Genomic DNA, 16,412 nt, shown 5'->3' with positions numbered 1-16,412 from the left:
AAAGGGCGTTATCCCTCTCGTCTTAACTCCAGGCGTTGAGATTCACGTATACGAAAACGCCGTTTGTTTTCTCGTTCTCCATGAATACGTACTCGCTCACCAGATTGCATACCTTTCTTCTTTGCCTCTTTGGCGTCGATAAAGTAGTACTCACCGGTAGTTTCGTCTTTTACGGAGAAGCGGTGATCCACTTCTCCTGTTTGAAAGTTCTCGGAGATTTCTTCCTCTAACACGCCAGTTACGGTCTCTTCGGCAATCGCTGAAGAGGAAAGGGCGAGAAGTAGGGCTAAGGGTAGATTTTTCATTGCGGTCTTACTCCCCATTAAATTATTCATCATAAGTTACAGAAACAGTTGCAGAGTTGTTGCTGCTGTCAGTGGATAGGAATTCAATAGTGATCCCAGCAGATGAGTCAGTAAAGCTGTCCCCGGTAGTTGACAGTGTGGCTACCTGGTTGGCGGTAACATTGTTGTTACTGGTGCCGCTAAGATAGTGAACCGTTACCGCATTTTCGTGGTGTGGACGGGGGTTGAGGGTGTCGTGCTCGACATGGTATTCGATGTAATAGTAGTTTTCTCCATTCCTGCTACCAATGCTTTCGGCCTTTAAGAGCTGAGGAAGATCATCACTAAGCTCACCAGCAGTAAGTTCTATGGCTTGAAACTCAATGCTAGTGGTGTTGCCTGCGACCGCCTCAATAGTTTCAGTGTATCCGGGGAATGAGTCATACCAGCCCATATAGTCACGATGACCGCTTCCAAAGAGTCGTGACTGCCAAGCATTGCCCATTAGGGAGCCGTCACTGCCATATTCACTCTCACCGCTATCGTTGGTATCCCCATCATTATTATCGTCATTACCGGCGTGGCTCAGGCCAATATTGTGCCCAATTTCATGGCCCATAATCAGTTGATCACTATCTGCAATTATCATGCTCCAACGGCCTCCGACAGAGGCGACTCCCGTGCCAACCAGCCCTGCTCTGGCCGCTGCTTCCGGGAAAATGTAGACCCGATGACGCCAATCATTGAGTTCTACAGGCTGGTTGTTGGAGTCTACGTAATTGCTTTGGATCCAACTGGTTGCCCTATCTCTCCATGTATAGCCGCTATCGTTATATTCACTGCCCGAGCGAGATTCCGCATCTTCGATGCTCAGTACACCACCATTCTGGCTGTCGGCAATGTTGTAGGTAAAGCAGTCTATAGAAGTGCTCTCATCGTTGTCTTCACCGTAGCAGTATTGATCTAGCGAGGTGTCATTGCTTAGATGGCGGCTGAACTTTAGTTGTCCCAAGGAGTTTTCATGGTAGGCATTATCAAGAGAATCTGTGTCATTGAAAGCCATATTTGCAATTTGGGTAATGCTTAGATCATCTTCTACAGAGGCGTCTGAGAAGTCCATAAAGATAAAGACAATGCTGCTTTCTGTGGCTTCGATGGTTTGAATAGAGAACACCACGGAGAGGGTGCTACCATCGGTGAGCTGGAAAGAGATTGTGTCCTCTACGGAATCACCATCATTCAAATTCTGGGAATTGGTGTTTAATTGATATTCCCAGTTTCCACTTTCATAGAGAGTGAAATCTCCATAGCTTCCGGCCGCACTGCTGGCTTGAAAGGTGGGGCTATTGCTATCGGTATCCTCAAGGGTGAGAGTGCCACTGGCATACTCTTGTGTCCCTACGATAAGTGATGCTAGGGGATTGCTGGGGTTAAAGGTGTAGCCCCCCGTTTCTTCATCACTATCCTCATTCCCGTTATCGGAATCATCAGAACCACTGTTATCACCGTTGTCGGTACTTGTTTCGGTTTCAGTAGTCTCATCGTTGGAATTACTACTGCTGGAACCTCCTCCACAAGCTGTAAGGAGAACCGATAAGCTGAATGCTGTAAGGAATTTTAAGGTATCAGGCATGACAAACTCGAAGTATTTCTTAATCTAATTGAGCAAAGCGATTTGTAATTGATGGACAGCTGCTCAGTGGCCCGGTTCCTGCTGATTATTAGTTAAATAACTATATTTGGATTCTGGGTCACCTAAGGCAAAATAGCTATCGCTTTTTTGGCAGGTTGTGACGGTGTTGGATCAATTGCTATTAGCGCCAGTAAGTAGTGTGAACCCCGTTTGAGTAATTGATGACAGGGTTCAAAAAGTTAAGCAGGTGTAGTGGGTAGGGTAAAGGAATGAGACCTATATTTGAACGTAGAATGAACTTAGCTCCATAAGCCTTTTCCACTGGCGGGGCTGAAATCGGGGTACTTATCATTGGGATCGATTAGTGAGGAACATGGATGTTGTCTTCCGTTAAAAAAACAAAAGAAGGTGGAAGGAAAGGTGGGTTTATTGCTGTTGTGGCCTGTATAGGGCTTTTGATATTGATGTTATATCTATTAGTCACCCGACTAAACCTTAATACCACTTATTCTATCGGAGAGGTTATAGATTCACTTCACGGAGTAGAGGTCTATTACAATGGTGGAGTTAATAATGTCGAAGAGCGTAACATCTCGGAAGATGGTTATAATCTTGGCTTAAGATACCAGTGTGTTGAGTTTGTTAAGCGCTATTATTACGAGCGATTTGGGCACAAAATGCCGGATACATTTGGTCACGCTAAAGATTTTTTTGACCTGACGGTTCAGCATGGAAATTTGAATACCAAAAGAGGATTGCTGCAGTTTCGTAACCAAGGTAATACCCCTCCGGATATTGGCGATATCGTTGTCTATAACCCCTCCCTCTTTAACCCTTATGGCCATGTGGCTATCGTCTCTATGATAGATATAGAGAATGCTACCCTGGAGGTTATTCAGCAGAACGCGGGTCCATTTTCTCCCTCCCGAGAGCGTTACCGACTTATTTTCATGCCCCCAGGGCAATGGTATGTAGAGAATAACCGTATTCTCGGATGGTTGCGCAAAAAGTGATCAATTTTTCAGTGGGTTATTTAATGGATAACCCCCTCCATTAATCTTGGTCAAAAGCCATTTATCTGACTCCAGTACCGCTGGTCTAATCCGATGGTATGGGCCTGGAAGGTTGGTAGTGTGCTTCCCACGAATGGAGGCAACTATGAAACTATATTCTCTTTGGGCGCTATCTCTACTGATTGGTAGTGCTACTAGCCAGGCGGATGCCCTTGAATCACAGTGGGAGCTGGCGATGACAGCCGCTTATGATCGCGCTTCTAATAGCTCACTTTTTGAGGGGCAATCAAGTGTGTCTCGGCAAGCTTTACTACAGGGGGCTCTACAGTATGAAGCTTGGGAAGGGCAGATCTCTACATTCCATCAGGCAGAGCGCGGTGGCAGTGAAGACTCAGAGTTGGTAGTTGAGGAGCTTTTCTGGCAGGGAAGCTGGCAGGATTGGGATTGGTTGCTGGGCAAGCGCCGCCTGGACTTTGGTGTTGGTTATGGACATCGCCCCCTGGATTGGTTTTTACCCATTGAGCGGAATCCGGTGTCACTTCAAGTGAGCGAAGGAGTTGGCGTAGTGTCGGCTAGCCGTTTCACTGAGAGCGGAGAGTTTAGTCTAATGCTGATAGATGCCGGTATCAGTCAGGTCTCTGGGGGAGACCTCCCAAGAGGGCTGGCCATGCGCTGGTATCAGCTGGGACTGAGTGCCGAATGGCAGTTGATGGGTTATATGGATAATCAACGAGGTGTAAACCTGGGGGGAAGCTGGGTTAATACTTATGGAGAGCAATGGGAGGTCCATGCGGAATGGCGTTATCAGCAGGAGTATTGGCGCTGGTTGCCCCCAGAATTGATGGCCATACCAAAACAAGAAAAAGCAAATGATGGTTGGCAGGCTCTTATAGGAATGACTTGGGCAAATAGTATTGGGCACTCCATTATTTTGGAGTACTGGTTTGATAGTCGCTCTTGGGGTAAAAATGAGTGGGGTCAGGTATTTGATTACAGCCAATGGTACCAAAATCAGGGGGTGCAATGGGATAGCTTTCGCCGGTCCTCTGCGATGGCCTTTTCTAATGATAATGCCTTGAGGCACAATCTGCTTTTACATTGGATGCTTTCCAATAATGAATATCATCCTAAAGTCGATTTAGTCTATACCCCTGAAGATAGCGGCCTTATTTTAACTATCGGTGGTGAGAGGAAGTTAACTGAAGATTGGGTACTTGGTGCGTCTGCAAGATTCTTTGGTGGTCGCGACGAATCTGCTTTTGCGCAGCTTCAAAGCCAGGCCGTATTTACTTTCAGTACGACGATAGTTTTTTGAGTGGAGTTAATGGTGAACTTGTTAAGAGAGTACTTGCGCACTTTGATAATTTGCATAGTGGTAGCGGTGATCACTCAGGAAATTTGGGAAGGGAGCTATGTGATTCACGGTATGATTTCTTTGGTGTATGGATTTATAGCGACATCCACGAGACAAGTAGTGGAGTTTTTCAAGCCCGCCTGGCCCTCTAAATTGAAGTATGCGGTAGTGAGTTTAGTGGCAATTATATTGGGAACTTTGCATGCTTGGTGGTGGATATCAGGATATGGAGTCTTTCGAGCACTTGATTTTTTAATCGTTGCTATTCTTCTTTCTATTTTTCTTTATCAAGTCCATCTTAATCGGGAGCAGGCTTACCAATTTGAGAGGGAGCGGCAAGAAGCTGAATTGTTAAAGATGGAGCAACAAAAGACTTTGGCTCAGAGCCAGCTAAAAGTATTGCAAAGCCAGATTGAACCTCATTTTTTATTTAATACTCTGGCCAATCTGAAAATGCTTATTCGCCACGATCCTCAAAAGGCAGAAGTCCTACTGGATAACTTTAGTGACCTCTTGCGAATTAGCTTGAAAAAATCCCGTTCCGACCAGGTATCCTTAAAGGATGAGTTAAGCAGTTTGAAATGCTATTTGGAGATTCAAAAGATACGCTTGGGGGAACGGCTAGAGTATGAAGTTGATTTATCAGGGGGTGTGAGTTTAGAGACATTTGTTCCCCCGTTACTTGTACAACCCTTAGTGGAAAATGCAATTTTTCATGGCATTGAGCCTGCAGCCAAAGGTGGACTGGTCAGGTTGCGGGTGAAACAGAAAGAAAACCAGTGGGTTATTGAGGTAGAAGACAACGGTGTGGGGCTCGCTGCTGGAGCTAATAAACTTAGCCCCAGCAAACATAATGGGATTGCGCTAAGCAATATTAGGGAGCGACTTTCTACCCTTTACCAAGAGCGTGGTAAGCTACTGATTCAAAGTAATAATCAGGGCGGGGTAACTGCCCGTTTGGAGTTTCCATGCGTGCCATAATTGCAGACGATGAGCCTTTATTGCGTCACCATCTTGACCAAATGCTTGCCGATATTTTTCCTGAGCTTGAGATTGCTGGTAAAGCCTGTGATGGCCGCGAGGCGTTAGCCCTATGCCAACAAGAGGAGCCTGATGTAGTTTTTCTCGATATCCGCATGCCTGGAATGGATGGTTTGGCTGTTGCTGAGGCTCTTAGCAAATTAAAAACAAGTCCTATTGTTGTATTTATCACAGCCTATGATGAGTATGCTGTAAGTGCTTTTGAGCATGAGGCAGCCGACTATCTGCTAAAACCTATTGATGACAAGCGGCTGGAAAAAGCATGTGATCGTATTCGGCAGCGCCTGAGAGACCGGGAAGAGGGTAACCTAAAGTCAGGACCTGATATTGAGGCGTTGCTGAGGCAGCTTTCCTTAAGTAGACCCGAGTACCTTCGCTGGATTAAGGCAAGCAAAGGCGATGATATTCATCTGATTGCCTGCGATGAGGTTTCGGCATTTGTGGCAGAGGACAAATATACGACGGTTTACTCCGATCAGGGTGAGCATATTATTAGAACCCCACTAAAGGAGTTGTTAGCTCAGTTGGAGCCAGATTTATTTTGGCAAATCCACCGTTCTACAATTGTCTGTGTGAAGCGCATTCAAAAAGTATGCCGTGGAATAACTGGCGGTGTATCTGTGGTGATGGATGACGGGCGTCAATATACAGTAAGTCGTAGGGCTGCTTCGTTGTTTAAAATAATGTAGTGATCAACAATTTATATTTGTCTTAATTTAGGGGGGGTTAAATTGACCCCTTCATTTAAATTGCTATGTATGTCAGAGATTCATATCTGCTACCTAAGATTTTGTAACTTTACCCCCCCCCCCCCCCCCCCCCCCCTTATTTTTGGTGGTCGGACACTCAGGTTGGTTTGTTATCGAGAGATCTTTAATCTAAATGCTCCAACTGCTGCTGATCAAAGGATGGGTGATAAGAGACTATAGCGTTAAAGATGATATTGGATTTATGGAATTACTATTAAAACCGTGCTTCAAACTTAATGGGACTTTAATTGCTAAGATTTTAGGATGGTTGCTGTTTGGGTTTGAATTTGGACGCTTGTTTATATGTTTACATGCTATTGCTATATGATTTGACTAGTAATCTTGTGCGAACTGAGGGGGTTGTTTTTGTAATTGTCGGTAATTTACTTTAGGGGTTTGATTGGCATAATTGCCCGCGACTTGAGGGGTGGAGTGTTTTTTAATTGTAGATTAACTATTTTGGTGGGTTTGAGTTTGTTTGTGCCTGGTGCTTGAGATTCTGCCTGAAGGTCTATTTTCTGCTCATTTGGCTTGTTAAATAGGCTAAGATTTTTCTTTATGGTTTTTCTATTTTAGGACATTTTCTTAAATGGCTGGGAAGGTATATATGCTGCCTTCTTCCCGAAAGTGCGTAATCTATTTTCCTCTTGTAATGGCAGGTATTCTGCTGTGAGTACCTGTGTGTAAATTTTCTCCGATAATTAATGGAATAATTATGTTGGATAGTTTTAAGTTGGATCCTTCTTCTGTAGAAGGAGTTGAGGATCTAATTGAGGTGAAATCTCCCTACTTTGCGCTAGAGGCTTTACATTTTGACGCTGACGGCTGGCTTGTTGCTAAAGTGCCTGTGCAATGTCAAAGTACATATGAAAGTAGTTTAATGGATGTCGCGGAGATTGGTCGACACTTGGCAATTTTGGGCTCTTGTTTTGGCGCTTTGGCCAATCCAGTGAGATCCAAGCATTACTACCTGGCGCGCAAAGCTGATTTGAAAACTTATGATAACTTTGTTTCTGATATGCGCCCTGATCACCTTCTAGCCCGAACCAAAGCCGTATTTACCAATAAGAGAGAATTGGTTGCTGAGGCTGAATTGTTAGACCCTGCTGGTGAAGTGGCGGCACGACTTAACGTGAAATATCATGTAATGCGGGAGCGATCTTTCCATAAGATATATAGTGATAGTATCCATGATATCACTCCTGTTATTAGCGATATTAACCCTTACTCCAAAAGTATTGATATTAATGTCCATAATATTGATCTAATGTCTCTGACGGCAAGTATCGGTAGAGTTACTCCAGAAATGTGCATGGGGCATTTTGATAAGGTGAAAGCGTTGCCCGTTGCTATTGCCTCGCAGAGCCTTATTAAGTCATGTTGTATATTTTTGAGGCGGTTGACAGGTGAAGATAGTGCTCGTTTTATAGTTACCTCTGCGGATTTGTGTGCGGACAACTTAGCGCTGGCAGGACAAGATGTAGATATAAAAGTAGAACTCTTAGATGTTGAAAACGATGTTTTTATTGTTCGTACTATAGCTACAAATAATTTGGGGCAGTCTGTCGGTGAAATGATCACCCATATTGCAATGGTGGATTAGTCTTTGTAAATTTTATTAAATATTTTATACAGATCAAGGGAGCTGCTCTTTTGATCTGTATCCACTCTATGTACATCGCACTAATCTTATTAGTATCAATTTAGTTAGCAAGCCTTCAATATTTTGGCGATTCCGCAGTCTTTACTAACTGGTACACTCTCCTAAATTTAGACGCCTTAATGATTGTATCTCTTCGCGTGCAGTAATTTTCCACCTATCGACCCTGTAGAGCCATTCAGCATAAGTTTCTGCCTCTTATCCTCCCCAAAGACAGTTCATCGCACTGTCCTGAATGATACCTGGATGCTAGGTAATCTATCAGAAATTCAGAAGCAAGGAGAAGTGTAATGAAAAGGTTACTTGTAATAATGGTTTTAAATCTTGGGGTGAGCGTTTCATCCCTTGCTGCCCAGGACGCACAAATGGAAGGTTTGTACCAAAAAGCGGCAGCGCAGGGTGGGGCGGCGATAGAGGACTCCTATGAGGCTTTTAAGATATTACAGAAAGATAACCCTTCTGATCCTATTGTACTTTTTTACCTGGGGGCTAGTGAGACTCTAATGGCAAAAGAAAGCTGGTTGCCCTGGAGAAAGGTCAGTTATGCAGAGAATGGAATTGCCCGTATGGATAAGGCGCTCACCATAATTGAAGAAATGGATAACCCTGGTCGTTCCTCTCAGGGGATGCCTCAAGACTTGCTGCTCAAAGGGATTGCTGCAACAACTTTTACTAAGGTGCCAAAGTTCTTTAATTCTTTTGACCGTGGGTTTGAACTTTATCATGAGTTGATGGGTGATCCACGCATGGGATATATGCCGCCAGACGCTACTCACTGGATTTACTGTGGCGCATTGCAGGCTGCAGAGCTTGAGGGTGACAAGGAGTTAGTGAATTTATGGGGAGCAAAGGCTGAGAGTCATGGCATATCAAATCCATGTGGTGATGTTAAAAACTCTGACTAATAGTACGAACAGGTAGTGAATCTATGTTACAGCTCACTCATATTGAAAAGACTTACACTTCCGGTGAGGTTCAACTTCAGGCCCTAAAAGATGTGAATCTGGATATTCGGGCAGGCACTATGGTAGCTCTGTGCGGACCATCGGGATCTGGTAAAAGTACCCTATTAAATATTTGCGGACTACTGGATCATGATTACAGCGGAGAAGTTTGTTTTGCCGGCGAGGTGCTGAGAAAAAGCCATCGGCAGTCAATGAAGATCCGTCGTACCCAGTTGGGTTTTGTATTCCAAAAGTTTAATTTGGTTCCGGTAATGACAGCCTTTGAAAATGTAGCCTTTCCACTTCTTTTGAATGGAATGAAAGAAGGTGAAGTAAGGCGGCGTGTTATGGACATGTTGAATCATGTCGGACTGTCCCAGTTTGCCAACTACCGGCCAGAACGCCTTTCAGGTGGACAACAGCAGAGAGTAGCAATTGCTCGAGCACTGGTGCACCAGCCCAAATTGGTAATTGCCGATGAACCTACGGCCAGCTTGGATAGTATTACCGCACAACAAATTATTGAGTTAATGAAAAATTTAGGAATGGAGCAAAAAACAGCTTTTATTGTTGCCAGTCATGATGATCGAATGACTCGTCATTGCGATAGAGTTGTTGAGTTGAAAGATGGTGTAATTCTGCAGGAGAGTGCTCTATGCGTCGCTTAAAAGTCGCGGTTTTAAATTTATTGCGCAATCGTCGCAGAAGCTTTCTTGCCGTTGCAATTATTTCCATTGTGGTAACGGCCTTGATGACCTCCGGAGGTTTTGGCCTATTTACGTATCAATCCCTTAAAGAGAGCGCGGCGCGCAGTGAGGGGCATTTGGTGCTAACACAGCCGGGATATTTCTCTTCTGATGAGGACTTTCCTCTTCAGCTTGGTTTAGATAATGCCAATAAATTACGTAGGAACTTGTTGGTTGAGGAAAATGTGAAGGCTGTGCAGCCTAGAGTTTATCTGCAAGGATTAATTTCCAATGGTGACAAGTCCTCTATTTTTTTAGGTCAGGGGATATTGCCAAGTGAATTTCGGGTGAAGGGGCCTTTTCTAAATGTCACTGAGGGCGGTATTTTATCAAGCCGTGAAGATGTCAGTGATCCTGAGATTATGCTGGGTAAGGATCTCGCAAGAAATCTTAATGTAAGGCCTGGAGATTATATTACTTTAATGTCCTCTACCGTTCATGGGGCTCTCAATGCAATGGATTTTAAGGTTAGGGGAGTTTTCGGGACTGGTGTTCCAGATATGGATAAGCGTCAAGTATATATTTCTGTTCCGGCTGCGCAGTTCCTTTTAGATAGTGACAGGGTCTCAACCATGGCAATTTATGGCTACAGCCTTGATAAGACATCGAGCTTGCAGGAAAGGCTACGCGAGTTAGTTCCAGAGCTGGAAATTACAACTTGGGAGGATCGTGCCTTTTTCTATCAGGGAGTGAAGAGTCTTTATGATCGAATTTTTGGGTTGATGGGAATCATTATGGCACTGGTTATCTTTGTCTCGCTTTTCAATACGTTGGCAATGTCGGTAACAGAGAGAACACGGGAAATAGGTACCTTGTCCGCATTGGGTGCATCCAAAGTGGAATTGATAACAGGGTTTATATTGGAGGCTTTAGTACTTGCTGTAGTGGGTTCTTTAGCCGGTGTTATTTTGGCTGGTCTGATAAGCGCTGGATTGATGATGTTTGACATTACTATGCCGCCACCTCCGGGAAAAACAACGGGGTATCCTTTGACTGTTTATTTCTCTATTAACTTGGCTTGGATGATTTCGGTTGCAATAGCTGCGATATGTGTTTTTTCATCCTTCCTTGCGGCGCGGAAAGGTGTCAATAAACCGATTACTGAGGCATTGGTCCATGTATAAATTAAGATTAGGCAGAGTTAGCTTGGCGATTGGTTTGTTGCTGATGTTCTCTCCCTTTGTTTCAGCTGGGACTGAGGAGAAGGAAAGTCATTTTTCCGCTGTACAGGTAGAAAGCATGTTGGCCAAAGCCGATTCCTATCGTCTTGGAGAGTCATCTTCAAAAGTTGTCACCAACATCCAGGTTTTTAAACAGGGAGAGTTAGAAAGCGAAGATCGCTACCATGTTTATACTCGCCCTGAGAGAAAATCATTGGTGATATTTAAAGGTATTGGTGAAGAAGGGCAAAAAATGCTGATGCTGCAGGATAACTACTGGCTATTGATGCCCCGCAGCCGCCGCCCTATCCGCATTACACCGATGCAAAGATTGCTGGGGGAGGCTTCAATTGGTGATATAGCCACTCTGACTTGGAGCCAGGACTATCGGGGGCAGTTCGAGGCAAGTGAAATTCTAAAGGGTAAATTGACCCACAAACTTCAGCTGGAGGCAAAAACCAAAGGAGCCAGCTATCAAAAGATAACATTGTGGCTTGATAGTGAGAGTCTCTTCCCTATCCAAGCGGAGCTTTACTTGAAATCTGGAAAGTTGGCTAAGGTTGCGCATTTTGTATCGGGGATAAAGGATGAAGAGCTATTTGTGGAGGAGATGGTTTTAGTTGATAGCATTAAGGCTACCACTGAAACCAGAGTTCACTACGAAAGTAGCACTGCGCATCAGTTAGCGGAAAAATTCTTCAATCCGGCATACTTGAGTCGACAGTCAAAAATGGATCTGTGAGAGTGGATCTGAGCGGGTAACTTCCGCTGCCAGTATCAATTCCGATACTGGCAGAGGTGCGGAAAATTAGGCTGCCTCAATTGATGCTATTTGAATTTTCCGCTCTTCGGAAAAAGCTCTATCAAGCTCTTCTGCCTCCCTGAGACGTTTTATTTTATCAAAGAACAATTGGGCTTCAGGAAAAGCCAATTTCAAGTAAGCGAGCCATTGCTTAATACGATTGCCCAGATACTTGGAAGGGTAAACTTCTCTGGTGGTTTGATAGTAACCCCAAAGAGTTTCAATAATCTCTTGCCAGCCCATTGCTGTATAGCTCTCACCTGAGCAGTAGGCTTTTATCTGCTTGCCCAAATCTGGCCTGGCTAGCAGGCTGCGACCAAACATAAATGCTTGGCATCCGGTTACTTCACGGCAGCGTTGAAATTCCTCAAGTGTCCAGATATCCCCGTTGGCAATGACTGGGATTTCGAGTTTTTGGCGAATTTCACCGATGTATTCCCAGTAGGCTGGGGGTTTATAGCCATCGACTTTGGAGCGAGCGTGTACTGCCAGTTCATTTGCGCCGCCAGCTGCTGCGGCCTGGGCGTTATCCATATAGCTAGAGCGATCATTAAAGCCCAGTCGGATTTTTGCGGTGACAGGGATGTTTTCCGGGACAGCGCGGCGAACCGCTCCTACAATAGCTTCCACTCTGTGAGGGCTTTGCAATAGGCAGGCGCCACCGTCGCTGTTATTCACTGATTTTGCAGGGCAGCCGAAATTGAGATCAATTGCTGTAGCACCGAACTCAACTGCTTTTACTGCATTAATTGCCATTGCATTGGGGTTGCCGCCTAACAGCTGTAACCGTACTGGAATCCCGCTTGGGGTCTTTGCTCCTTTGTCGACCTCTGGGCACAAGCGGGTGAATACTCTGCGAGGCAAGCGAGTATTAGTGACACGAACAAACTCTGTAACACAGATATCGACCCCTCCAATGGCGGAGAGCAGGGCACGTACGTGATGGTCGATTACCCCCTCCATTGGTGCCTGGTAAATCGTAGGTTCTGGGGTAGGTGTCTTGTCGGTCATAAGTCAGTTGAGAGGTAAATCATAAATCTAAAGGCGCATATTCTATCAGCAAGTTATTGTAATGGCGCAAAAACGATCATTCTTCAGTATATAAAAGTAGGAGAAATAAACTCAGCCTATTGATGTTTCGCACCAAAATTGGGCGTGGTAATTTAGACCCCTCCGTTGCCCCTGAAACCAATAAGTGTTTGATTTTAAAAGCAACTTGTATTGATAATAGAAAAATATCAGCATTTTGGAACTAACGAATTTTTTCCTGTGTGCCCGCTCTTTTTGGGGGAGGATCAGGTGCAGCGGCGGTTGAAATTACCGGTCTAGGGAATAAGATTCCGATGTGCAGAAATTTGGGACGGCTGGGCTAAGTGAAATTTTCCCGGGCAAGTTTATTGGTTGTACGACATAAATTTGTTTAATTGTGAGCGAAGATTTTACATATGCACAAAATATCAATTGGGGTGTTTCAGCTGTCCTGAATAAATAGGTACGTAAATTCATAGTGTTACGGGGACAGATGAAACCGTCCGGAATGGCTGGTTTTATTGCCTGGTGCCAGGGGGAATAAACAGTGCAAGAAACACTTTTGCAACAGGGGCTAGATATCACCCTGTTTGGTATGGGAATTGTTTTTACTTTTCTGCTATTGCTGGTGATCGGTACCGGTATTATGTCGAGAATCATCTCCCGCTATTTTCCCGAAGCGGAGCCCGTATCCCACACGCCTTCCCCAACCGCAGGGAATGATAAGGCCCATTTACATGCGGTGATTAAAGCGGCGATCGAACAGCATCGCAAAAGACGCTAACCACCAATCGCTTCCAAACAATTTCCAATAATTTCTGCCGAGAGAGATAACCCATGACTGAGGTTAAAAAGCCATTGGGGATTACCGATGTAGTCCTGCGCGATGCCCACCAGTCACTGTTCGCTACCCGACTGCGACTGGACGATATGCTGCCGATTGCTGAGAAGCTCGATAAAGTTGGCTTCTGGTCCCTGGAGTCCTGGGGGGGGGCCACTTTCGACTCCTGCATTCGCTATCTCGGCGAAGATCCCTGGGAGCGTATTCGTGAATTGAAGAAAGCTATGCCGAATACGCCTCAACAGATGCTGTTCAGGGGACAGAATATTCTCGGCTACCGCCACTATGCGGATGACGTGGTTGAGAAGTTTGTAGAGCGCGCTGCAGTCAATGGGGTAGACGTGTTCCGCGTGTTCGACGCGATGAACGATATGCGCAACCTGAAAACTGCACTGGCTGCGGTGAAGAAACAAGAGAAGCACGCTCAGGGCACCATCTCCTATACCGTGAGCCCAGTACACACCATGGACTTGTGGGTGGATCTGGGGCGCCAGATCGAGGATATGGGAGCGGATTCCATCGCGATCAAGGACATGGCCGGTCTGCTGCGCCCCTATGAGGGCTACGAGCTGGTGAAACGTTTGAAGGCCGCCGTGGACATCCCCATCCATATGCAGTGCCACGCTACTACCGGTTTATCTACGGCTACCGCTCTCAAGTGTATCGAGGCGGGTATCGACAACGTGGACACCGCGATCAGCTCTATGTCCATGACCTATGGTCACAGCCCAACCGAAGCGTTGGTGGCCATTTTGGAAGGCACTGAGCGGGACACCGGGCTGGATATTAACCTGCTGGAAGAAATTGCGGCTTACTTCCGTAATGTCCGCAAGAAGTACGCGAAGTTTGAGGGTTCCTTGAAAGGCGTGGATTCCCGCATCCTGGTGGCTCAGGTACCTGGTGGCATGCTCACCAATATGGAAAACCAGCTGCGCGAACAGGGCGCTGGGGATCGCCTGGATGATGTACTCGAGGAAATCCCTCGGGTGCGTGAAGACCTGGGCTGTATCCCGCTGGTTACTCCCACGTCCCAGATTGTGGGTACCCAGGCGGTGCTCAATGTCCTGACTGGAGAGCGTTACAAATCGATCTCCAAAGAGACTGCCGCCGTCTTGAAAGGCGAATACGGTGCGACACCTGCTGAAGTTAACCAGGAGCTGCAGGTCCGGGTACTGGATGGAGCGAATCCGGTTACCTGCCGCCCGGCAGACCTGTTGGCACCAGAGTTGGACAAGTTAACCCTGGAGCTTCAAGAGAAAGCGGGTGAACAAGATGTGGCCCTGACCGGTGGTGAGGGGGAGATCGACGATGTGCTTACCTATGCACTCTTCCCGCAGATTGGCCTGAAGTTCCTGAAGAACCGTGGTAATCCAGAAGCTTTTGAGCCAGTACCTACTGGTAATGAAGGTGCTGCAGTCAAGAACGACAAAGGTGAAGAAGTTTACACCGTGACTGTAGAGGGGCAGAGCTATACCGTCACTGTGGCCGATGGTGGTGACTTAACCAATATTGCCCCTGTGTCCGGTGGTGCTCCAGCATCTGCAGTTAGTGCACCTTCCGTGCCTGCTACCGGAGGTGAGCCGGTTAATGCGCCTCTCGCTGGAAATATCTTCAAAGTAATGGTGAAGCCTGGGGATCAGGTGAGCGAAGGCCAGGCGGTGTTAGTACTGGAAGCGATGAAGATGGAAACTGTGGTGAGTGCCCCTCGTGCCGGTAACGTCGCCAGTGTGGCAGTAAAAGAAGGCGATTCAGTGGCGGTGGGTGATGCCCTGCTGTCTATTGCATAGCCAAAGGTAGGAGTCACACGTGGATAATCTGATTACTCTTTGGCATTCCTCCGGTGTCGCGCAAATGGCATCGGGCCAGTTCATTATGATTTTGGTGGGCCTGGGCCTGCTGTTTTTGGCCATTCGCAAGAACTTTGAGCCCCTGCTTTTGGTACCTATCGGTTTCGGCGGAATCCTGGCCAATATTCCCGGTGCTGATTTGGCACTCTCAGCCGCAGAGACAGCCCTTACCCAGGGAGATGGAACTGTTTTGGCGCAAATGGCCCAGATCCTGGGCCTCGATAGTACTTCAGCTTTACCCGCGCTAAAGGAAGCTCTGGCCAGTGCGCCGGCAGCTGTGCAGGTACAAGCAGCTGAGTTTGCCCGGGATGCCGGTTTCAATAACGGTATGCTGTATAACTTCTATTCCGTAGCTATTGCTTCCGGCATTGCGCCGTTGGTAATTTTTATGGGCGTAGGGGCTATGACCGACTTTGGTCCGCTACTCGCCAATCCGCGCACCTTGTTCCTCGGTGCAGCGGCCCAGTTTGGGATCTTTGCCACGGTGCTCGGTGCTGTGGGTCTCTCGGTAGCGGGAATCATGGACTTCTCAATCGCGGATGCCGCTGCGATCGGTATTATCGGTGGAGCAGATGGTCCCACAGCTATCTATGTTTCCAGCCTATTGGCCCCGGACCTGTTGGGGGCTATTGCTGTAGCGGCTTATTCGTATATGGCGCTAGTGCCTATGATTCAGCCGCCGATTATGCGAGCCCTGACCACTGAGCAGGAACGCAAAATTGAAATGGTGCAATTGCGCCATGTGAGCAAGCGGGAAAAAATTGCCTTCCCGATGTTGCTGCTGATTTTGGTGGCCCTGTTCCTGCCAGCTGCTGCACCGCTGTTGGGTATGTTCTGCTTTGGTAATTTGATGCGTGAGTGCGGAGTCGTTTCCCGATTGTCAGACACTGCTCAGAATGCGCTGATCAATATCACCACTATTTTCCTGGGACTTTCTGTTGGTTCAAAATTGGCGGCAGACAAATTCCTCGATCCTAAAACCCTGGGTATTTTGGCTTTGGGTATTGTGGCGTTTGCGATCGGCACTGCGGCTGGCGTGTTGATGGCTAAGTTGATCAATGTATTCAGCAAGCACAAGATTAACCCATTGATTGGTTCTGCCGGTGTTTCTGCCGTACCTATGGCCGCGCGGGTGTCCAACAAAGTGGGACTCGAGTCCAATCCTCACAACTTCCTGTTGATGCACGCAATGGGCCCCAACGTAGCCGGTGTTATCGGTTCTGCGGTGGCTGCGGGTGTGATGATCAGTATGGTGCGGAGCCTTACTGGCGGGTAACCAAAATCCATGGCTTTGGAAGAGAGGGCGAAC

The 16,412-nt window shown here is 46.5% G+C and carries 15 protein-coding genes; 12 read left to right on the top strand and 3 right to left on the bottom strand.

Annotation, left to right across the window (positions count from 1 at the left end; genetic code table 11):
- Nucleotides 1–8: 8 nt before the first annotated feature.
- Both ACJJI6_RS09655 and ACJJI6_RS09650 read right to left on the bottom strand, forming a co-directional pair.
- Nucleotides 9–305, bottom strand: coding sequence for a hypothetical protein (locus ACJJI6_RS09655; protein ID WP_475713243.1), 297 nt, complete (start codon nucleotides 303–305; stop codon nucleotides 9–11).
- 22 nt (nucleotides 306–327) lie between these two features.
- Nucleotides 328–1,917 (bottom strand): VCBS domain-containing protein, encoded by a 1,590-nt coding sequence (locus tag ACJJI6_RS09650; RefSeq protein WP_475713242.1) that lies wholly within the window; start codon nucleotides 1,915–1,917, stop codon nucleotides 328–330.
- A gap of 377 nt (nucleotides 1,918–2,294) precedes the next feature.
- Here ACJJI6_RS09650 and ACJJI6_RS09645 point away from each other — a divergent pair, with 377 nt between their 5' ends.
- The 9 genes from ACJJI6_RS09645 to ACJJI6_RS09605 all read left to right on the top strand — a co-directional run bounded on the left by ACJJI6_RS09645 (nucleotide 2,295) and on the right by ACJJI6_RS09605 (nucleotide 11,326).
- Complete coding sequence (locus ACJJI6_RS09645) at nucleotides 2,295–2,930, top strand: CHAP domain-containing protein (protein WP_475713241.1); 636 nt, start codon at nucleotides 2,295–2,297, stop codon at nucleotides 2,928–2,930.
- Between the two features lie 145 nt (nucleotides 2,931–3,075).
- Nucleotides 3,076–4,245 carry a hypothetical protein gene (locus ACJJI6_RS09640; protein WP_475713240.1) on the top strand — a complete coding sequence of 390 codons (1,170 nt, stop codon included), beginning with the start codon at nucleotides 3,076–3,078 and terminating at the stop codon, nucleotides 4,243–4,245.
- Between the two features lie 66 nt (nucleotides 4,246–4,311).
- Nucleotides 4,312–5,265, top strand: a complete 954-nt coding sequence (locus ACJJI6_RS09635) for a sensor histidine kinase (protein WP_475713239.1) — start codon at nucleotides 4,312–4,314, stop codon at nucleotides 5,263–5,265.
- Complete coding sequence (locus ACJJI6_RS09630) at nucleotides 5,253–6,014, top strand: LytR/AlgR family response regulator transcription factor (protein WP_475713238.1); 762 nt, start codon at nucleotides 5,253–5,255, stop codon at nucleotides 6,012–6,014. The genes ACJJI6_RS09635 and ACJJI6_RS09630 overlap by 13 nt, the downstream gene beginning before the upstream one ends.
- Before the next feature lie 775 nt (nucleotides 6,015–6,789).
- Nucleotides 6,790–7,677, top strand: a complete 888-nt coding sequence (locus ACJJI6_RS09625; protein ID WP_475713237.1) for a hypothetical protein — start codon at nucleotides 6,790–6,792, stop codon at nucleotides 7,675–7,677.
- 347 nt (nucleotides 7,678–8,024) lie between these two features.
- Nucleotides 8,025–8,639 (top strand): hypothetical protein, encoded by a 615-nt coding sequence (locus tag ACJJI6_RS09620; protein WP_444916015.1) that lies wholly within the window; start codon nucleotides 8,025–8,027, stop codon nucleotides 8,637–8,639.
- A gap of 23 nt (nucleotides 8,640–8,662) precedes the next feature.
- Entirely contained in the window at nucleotides 8,663–9,346 is a 684-nt protein-coding gene (locus ACJJI6_RS09615; RefSeq protein ID WP_475713236.1) for an ABC transporter ATP-binding protein, read from the top strand.
- On the top strand, nucleotides 9,334–10,548 hold the full coding sequence (locus ACJJI6_RS09610) for an ABC transporter permease (protein ID WP_475713235.1): 1,215 nt from the start codon (nucleotides 9,334–9,336) through the stop codon (nucleotides 10,546–10,548). The genes ACJJI6_RS09615 and ACJJI6_RS09610 overlap by 13 nt, the downstream gene beginning before the upstream one ends.
- Nucleotides 10,541–11,326, top strand: a complete 786-nt coding sequence (locus tag ACJJI6_RS09605; RefSeq protein ID WP_475713234.1) for an outer membrane lipoprotein-sorting protein — start codon at nucleotides 10,541–10,543, stop codon at nucleotides 11,324–11,326. The genes ACJJI6_RS09610 and ACJJI6_RS09605 overlap by 8 nt, the downstream gene beginning before the upstream one ends.
- Nucleotides 11,327–11,392: 66 nt before the next feature.
- Here ACJJI6_RS09605 and ACJJI6_RS09600 read toward each other — a convergent pair whose 3' ends face one another.
- On the bottom strand, nucleotides 11,393–12,397 hold the full coding sequence (locus ACJJI6_RS09600) for a tRNA dihydrouridine synthase (protein ID WP_475713233.1): 1,005 nt from the start codon (nucleotides 12,395–12,397) through the stop codon (nucleotides 11,393–11,395).
- Between the two features lie 565 nt (nucleotides 12,398–12,962).
- On the opposite strand from ACJJI6_RS09600, the gene ACJJI6_RS09595 reads away from it, so the two are divergent.
- Genes ACJJI6_RS09595 through ACJJI6_RS09585 form a run of 3 tightly spaced genes read left to right on the top strand, consistent with a single transcriptional unit; the run spans nucleotide 12,963 to nucleotide 16,379 of the window.
- Nucleotides 12,963–13,199 (top strand): OadG family protein, encoded by a 237-nt coding sequence (locus ACJJI6_RS09595; protein WP_444935452.1) that lies wholly within the window; start codon nucleotides 12,963–12,965, stop codon nucleotides 13,197–13,199.
- 53 nt (nucleotides 13,200–13,252) lie between these two features.
- Entirely contained in the window at nucleotides 13,253–15,043 is a 1,791-nt protein-coding gene (gene oadA, locus ACJJI6_RS09590) for a sodium-extruding oxaloacetate decarboxylase subunit alpha (RefSeq protein ID WP_475713232.1), read from the top strand.
- A 19-nt stretch (nucleotides 15,044–15,062) separates the two neighbouring features.
- The gene (locus tag ACJJI6_RS09585) at nucleotides 15,063–16,379 is read left to right on the top strand and encodes a sodium ion-translocating decarboxylase subunit beta (RefSeq protein ID WP_444927296.1); all 1,317 of its coding nucleotides are present in this window, start codon (nucleotides 15,063–15,065) and stop codon (nucleotides 16,377–16,379) included.
- Nucleotides 16,380–16,412 lie beyond the last annotated feature (33 nt).

The sequence above is a fragment of the Microbulbifer maximicatervae (SeqCode) genome (genome assembly GCF_056232625.1).
Note: the sequence above shows the minus strand (reverse complement) of the source record. Positions and strands in the feature narration are given on the sequence as shown.

What these genes read in the sequence shown, in the direction of transcription:
- ACJJI6_RS09655 (WP_475713243.1), bottom strand. Translation starts at nt 305, where the DNA reads ATGAAAAATCTACCCTTAGCCCTACTTCTCGCCCTTTCCTCTTCAGCG.
- ACJJI6_RS09650 (WP_475713242.1), bottom strand. Translation starts at nt 1,917, where the DNA reads ATGCCTGATACCTTAAAATTCCTTACAGCATTCAGCTTATCGGTTCTC.
- ACJJI6_RS09645 (WP_475713241.1), top strand. Translation starts at nt 2,295, where the DNA reads ATGTTGTCTTCCGTTAAAAAAACAAAAGAAGGTGGAAGGAAAGGTGGG.
- ACJJI6_RS09640 (WP_475713240.1), top strand. Translation starts at nt 3,076, where the DNA reads ATGAAACTATATTCTCTTTGGGCGCTATCTCTACTGATTGGTAGTGCT.
- ACJJI6_RS09630 (WP_475713238.1), top strand. Translation starts at nt 5,253, where the DNA reads ATGCGTGCCATAATTGCAGACGATGAGCCTTTATTGCGTCACCATCTT.
- ACJJI6_RS09625 (WP_475713237.1), top strand. Translation starts at nt 6,790, where the DNA reads ATGTTGGATAGTTTTAAGTTGGATCCTTCTTCTGTAGAAGGAGTTGAG.
- ACJJI6_RS09620 (WP_444916015.1), top strand. Translation starts at nt 8,025, where the DNA reads ATGAAAAGGTTACTTGTAATAATGGTTTTAAATCTTGGGGTGAGCGTT.
- ACJJI6_RS09615 (WP_475713236.1), top strand. Translation starts at nt 8,663, where the DNA reads ATGTTACAGCTCACTCATATTGAAAAGACTTACACTTCCGGTGAGGTT.
- ACJJI6_RS09610 (WP_475713235.1), top strand. Translation starts at nt 9,334, where the DNA reads ATGCGTCGCTTAAAAGTCGCGGTTTTAAATTTATTGCGCAATCGTCGC.
- ACJJI6_RS09605 (WP_475713234.1), top strand. Translation starts at nt 10,541, where the DNA reads ATGTATAAATTAAGATTAGGCAGAGTTAGCTTGGCGATTGGTTTGTTG.
- ACJJI6_RS09600 (WP_475713233.1), bottom strand. Translation starts at nt 12,397, where the DNA reads ATGACCGACAAGACACCTACCCCAGAACCTACGATTTACCAGGCACCA.
- oadA (WP_475713232.1), top strand. Translation starts at nt 13,253, where the DNA reads ATGACTGAGGTTAAAAAGCCATTGGGGATTACCGATGTAGTCCTGCGC.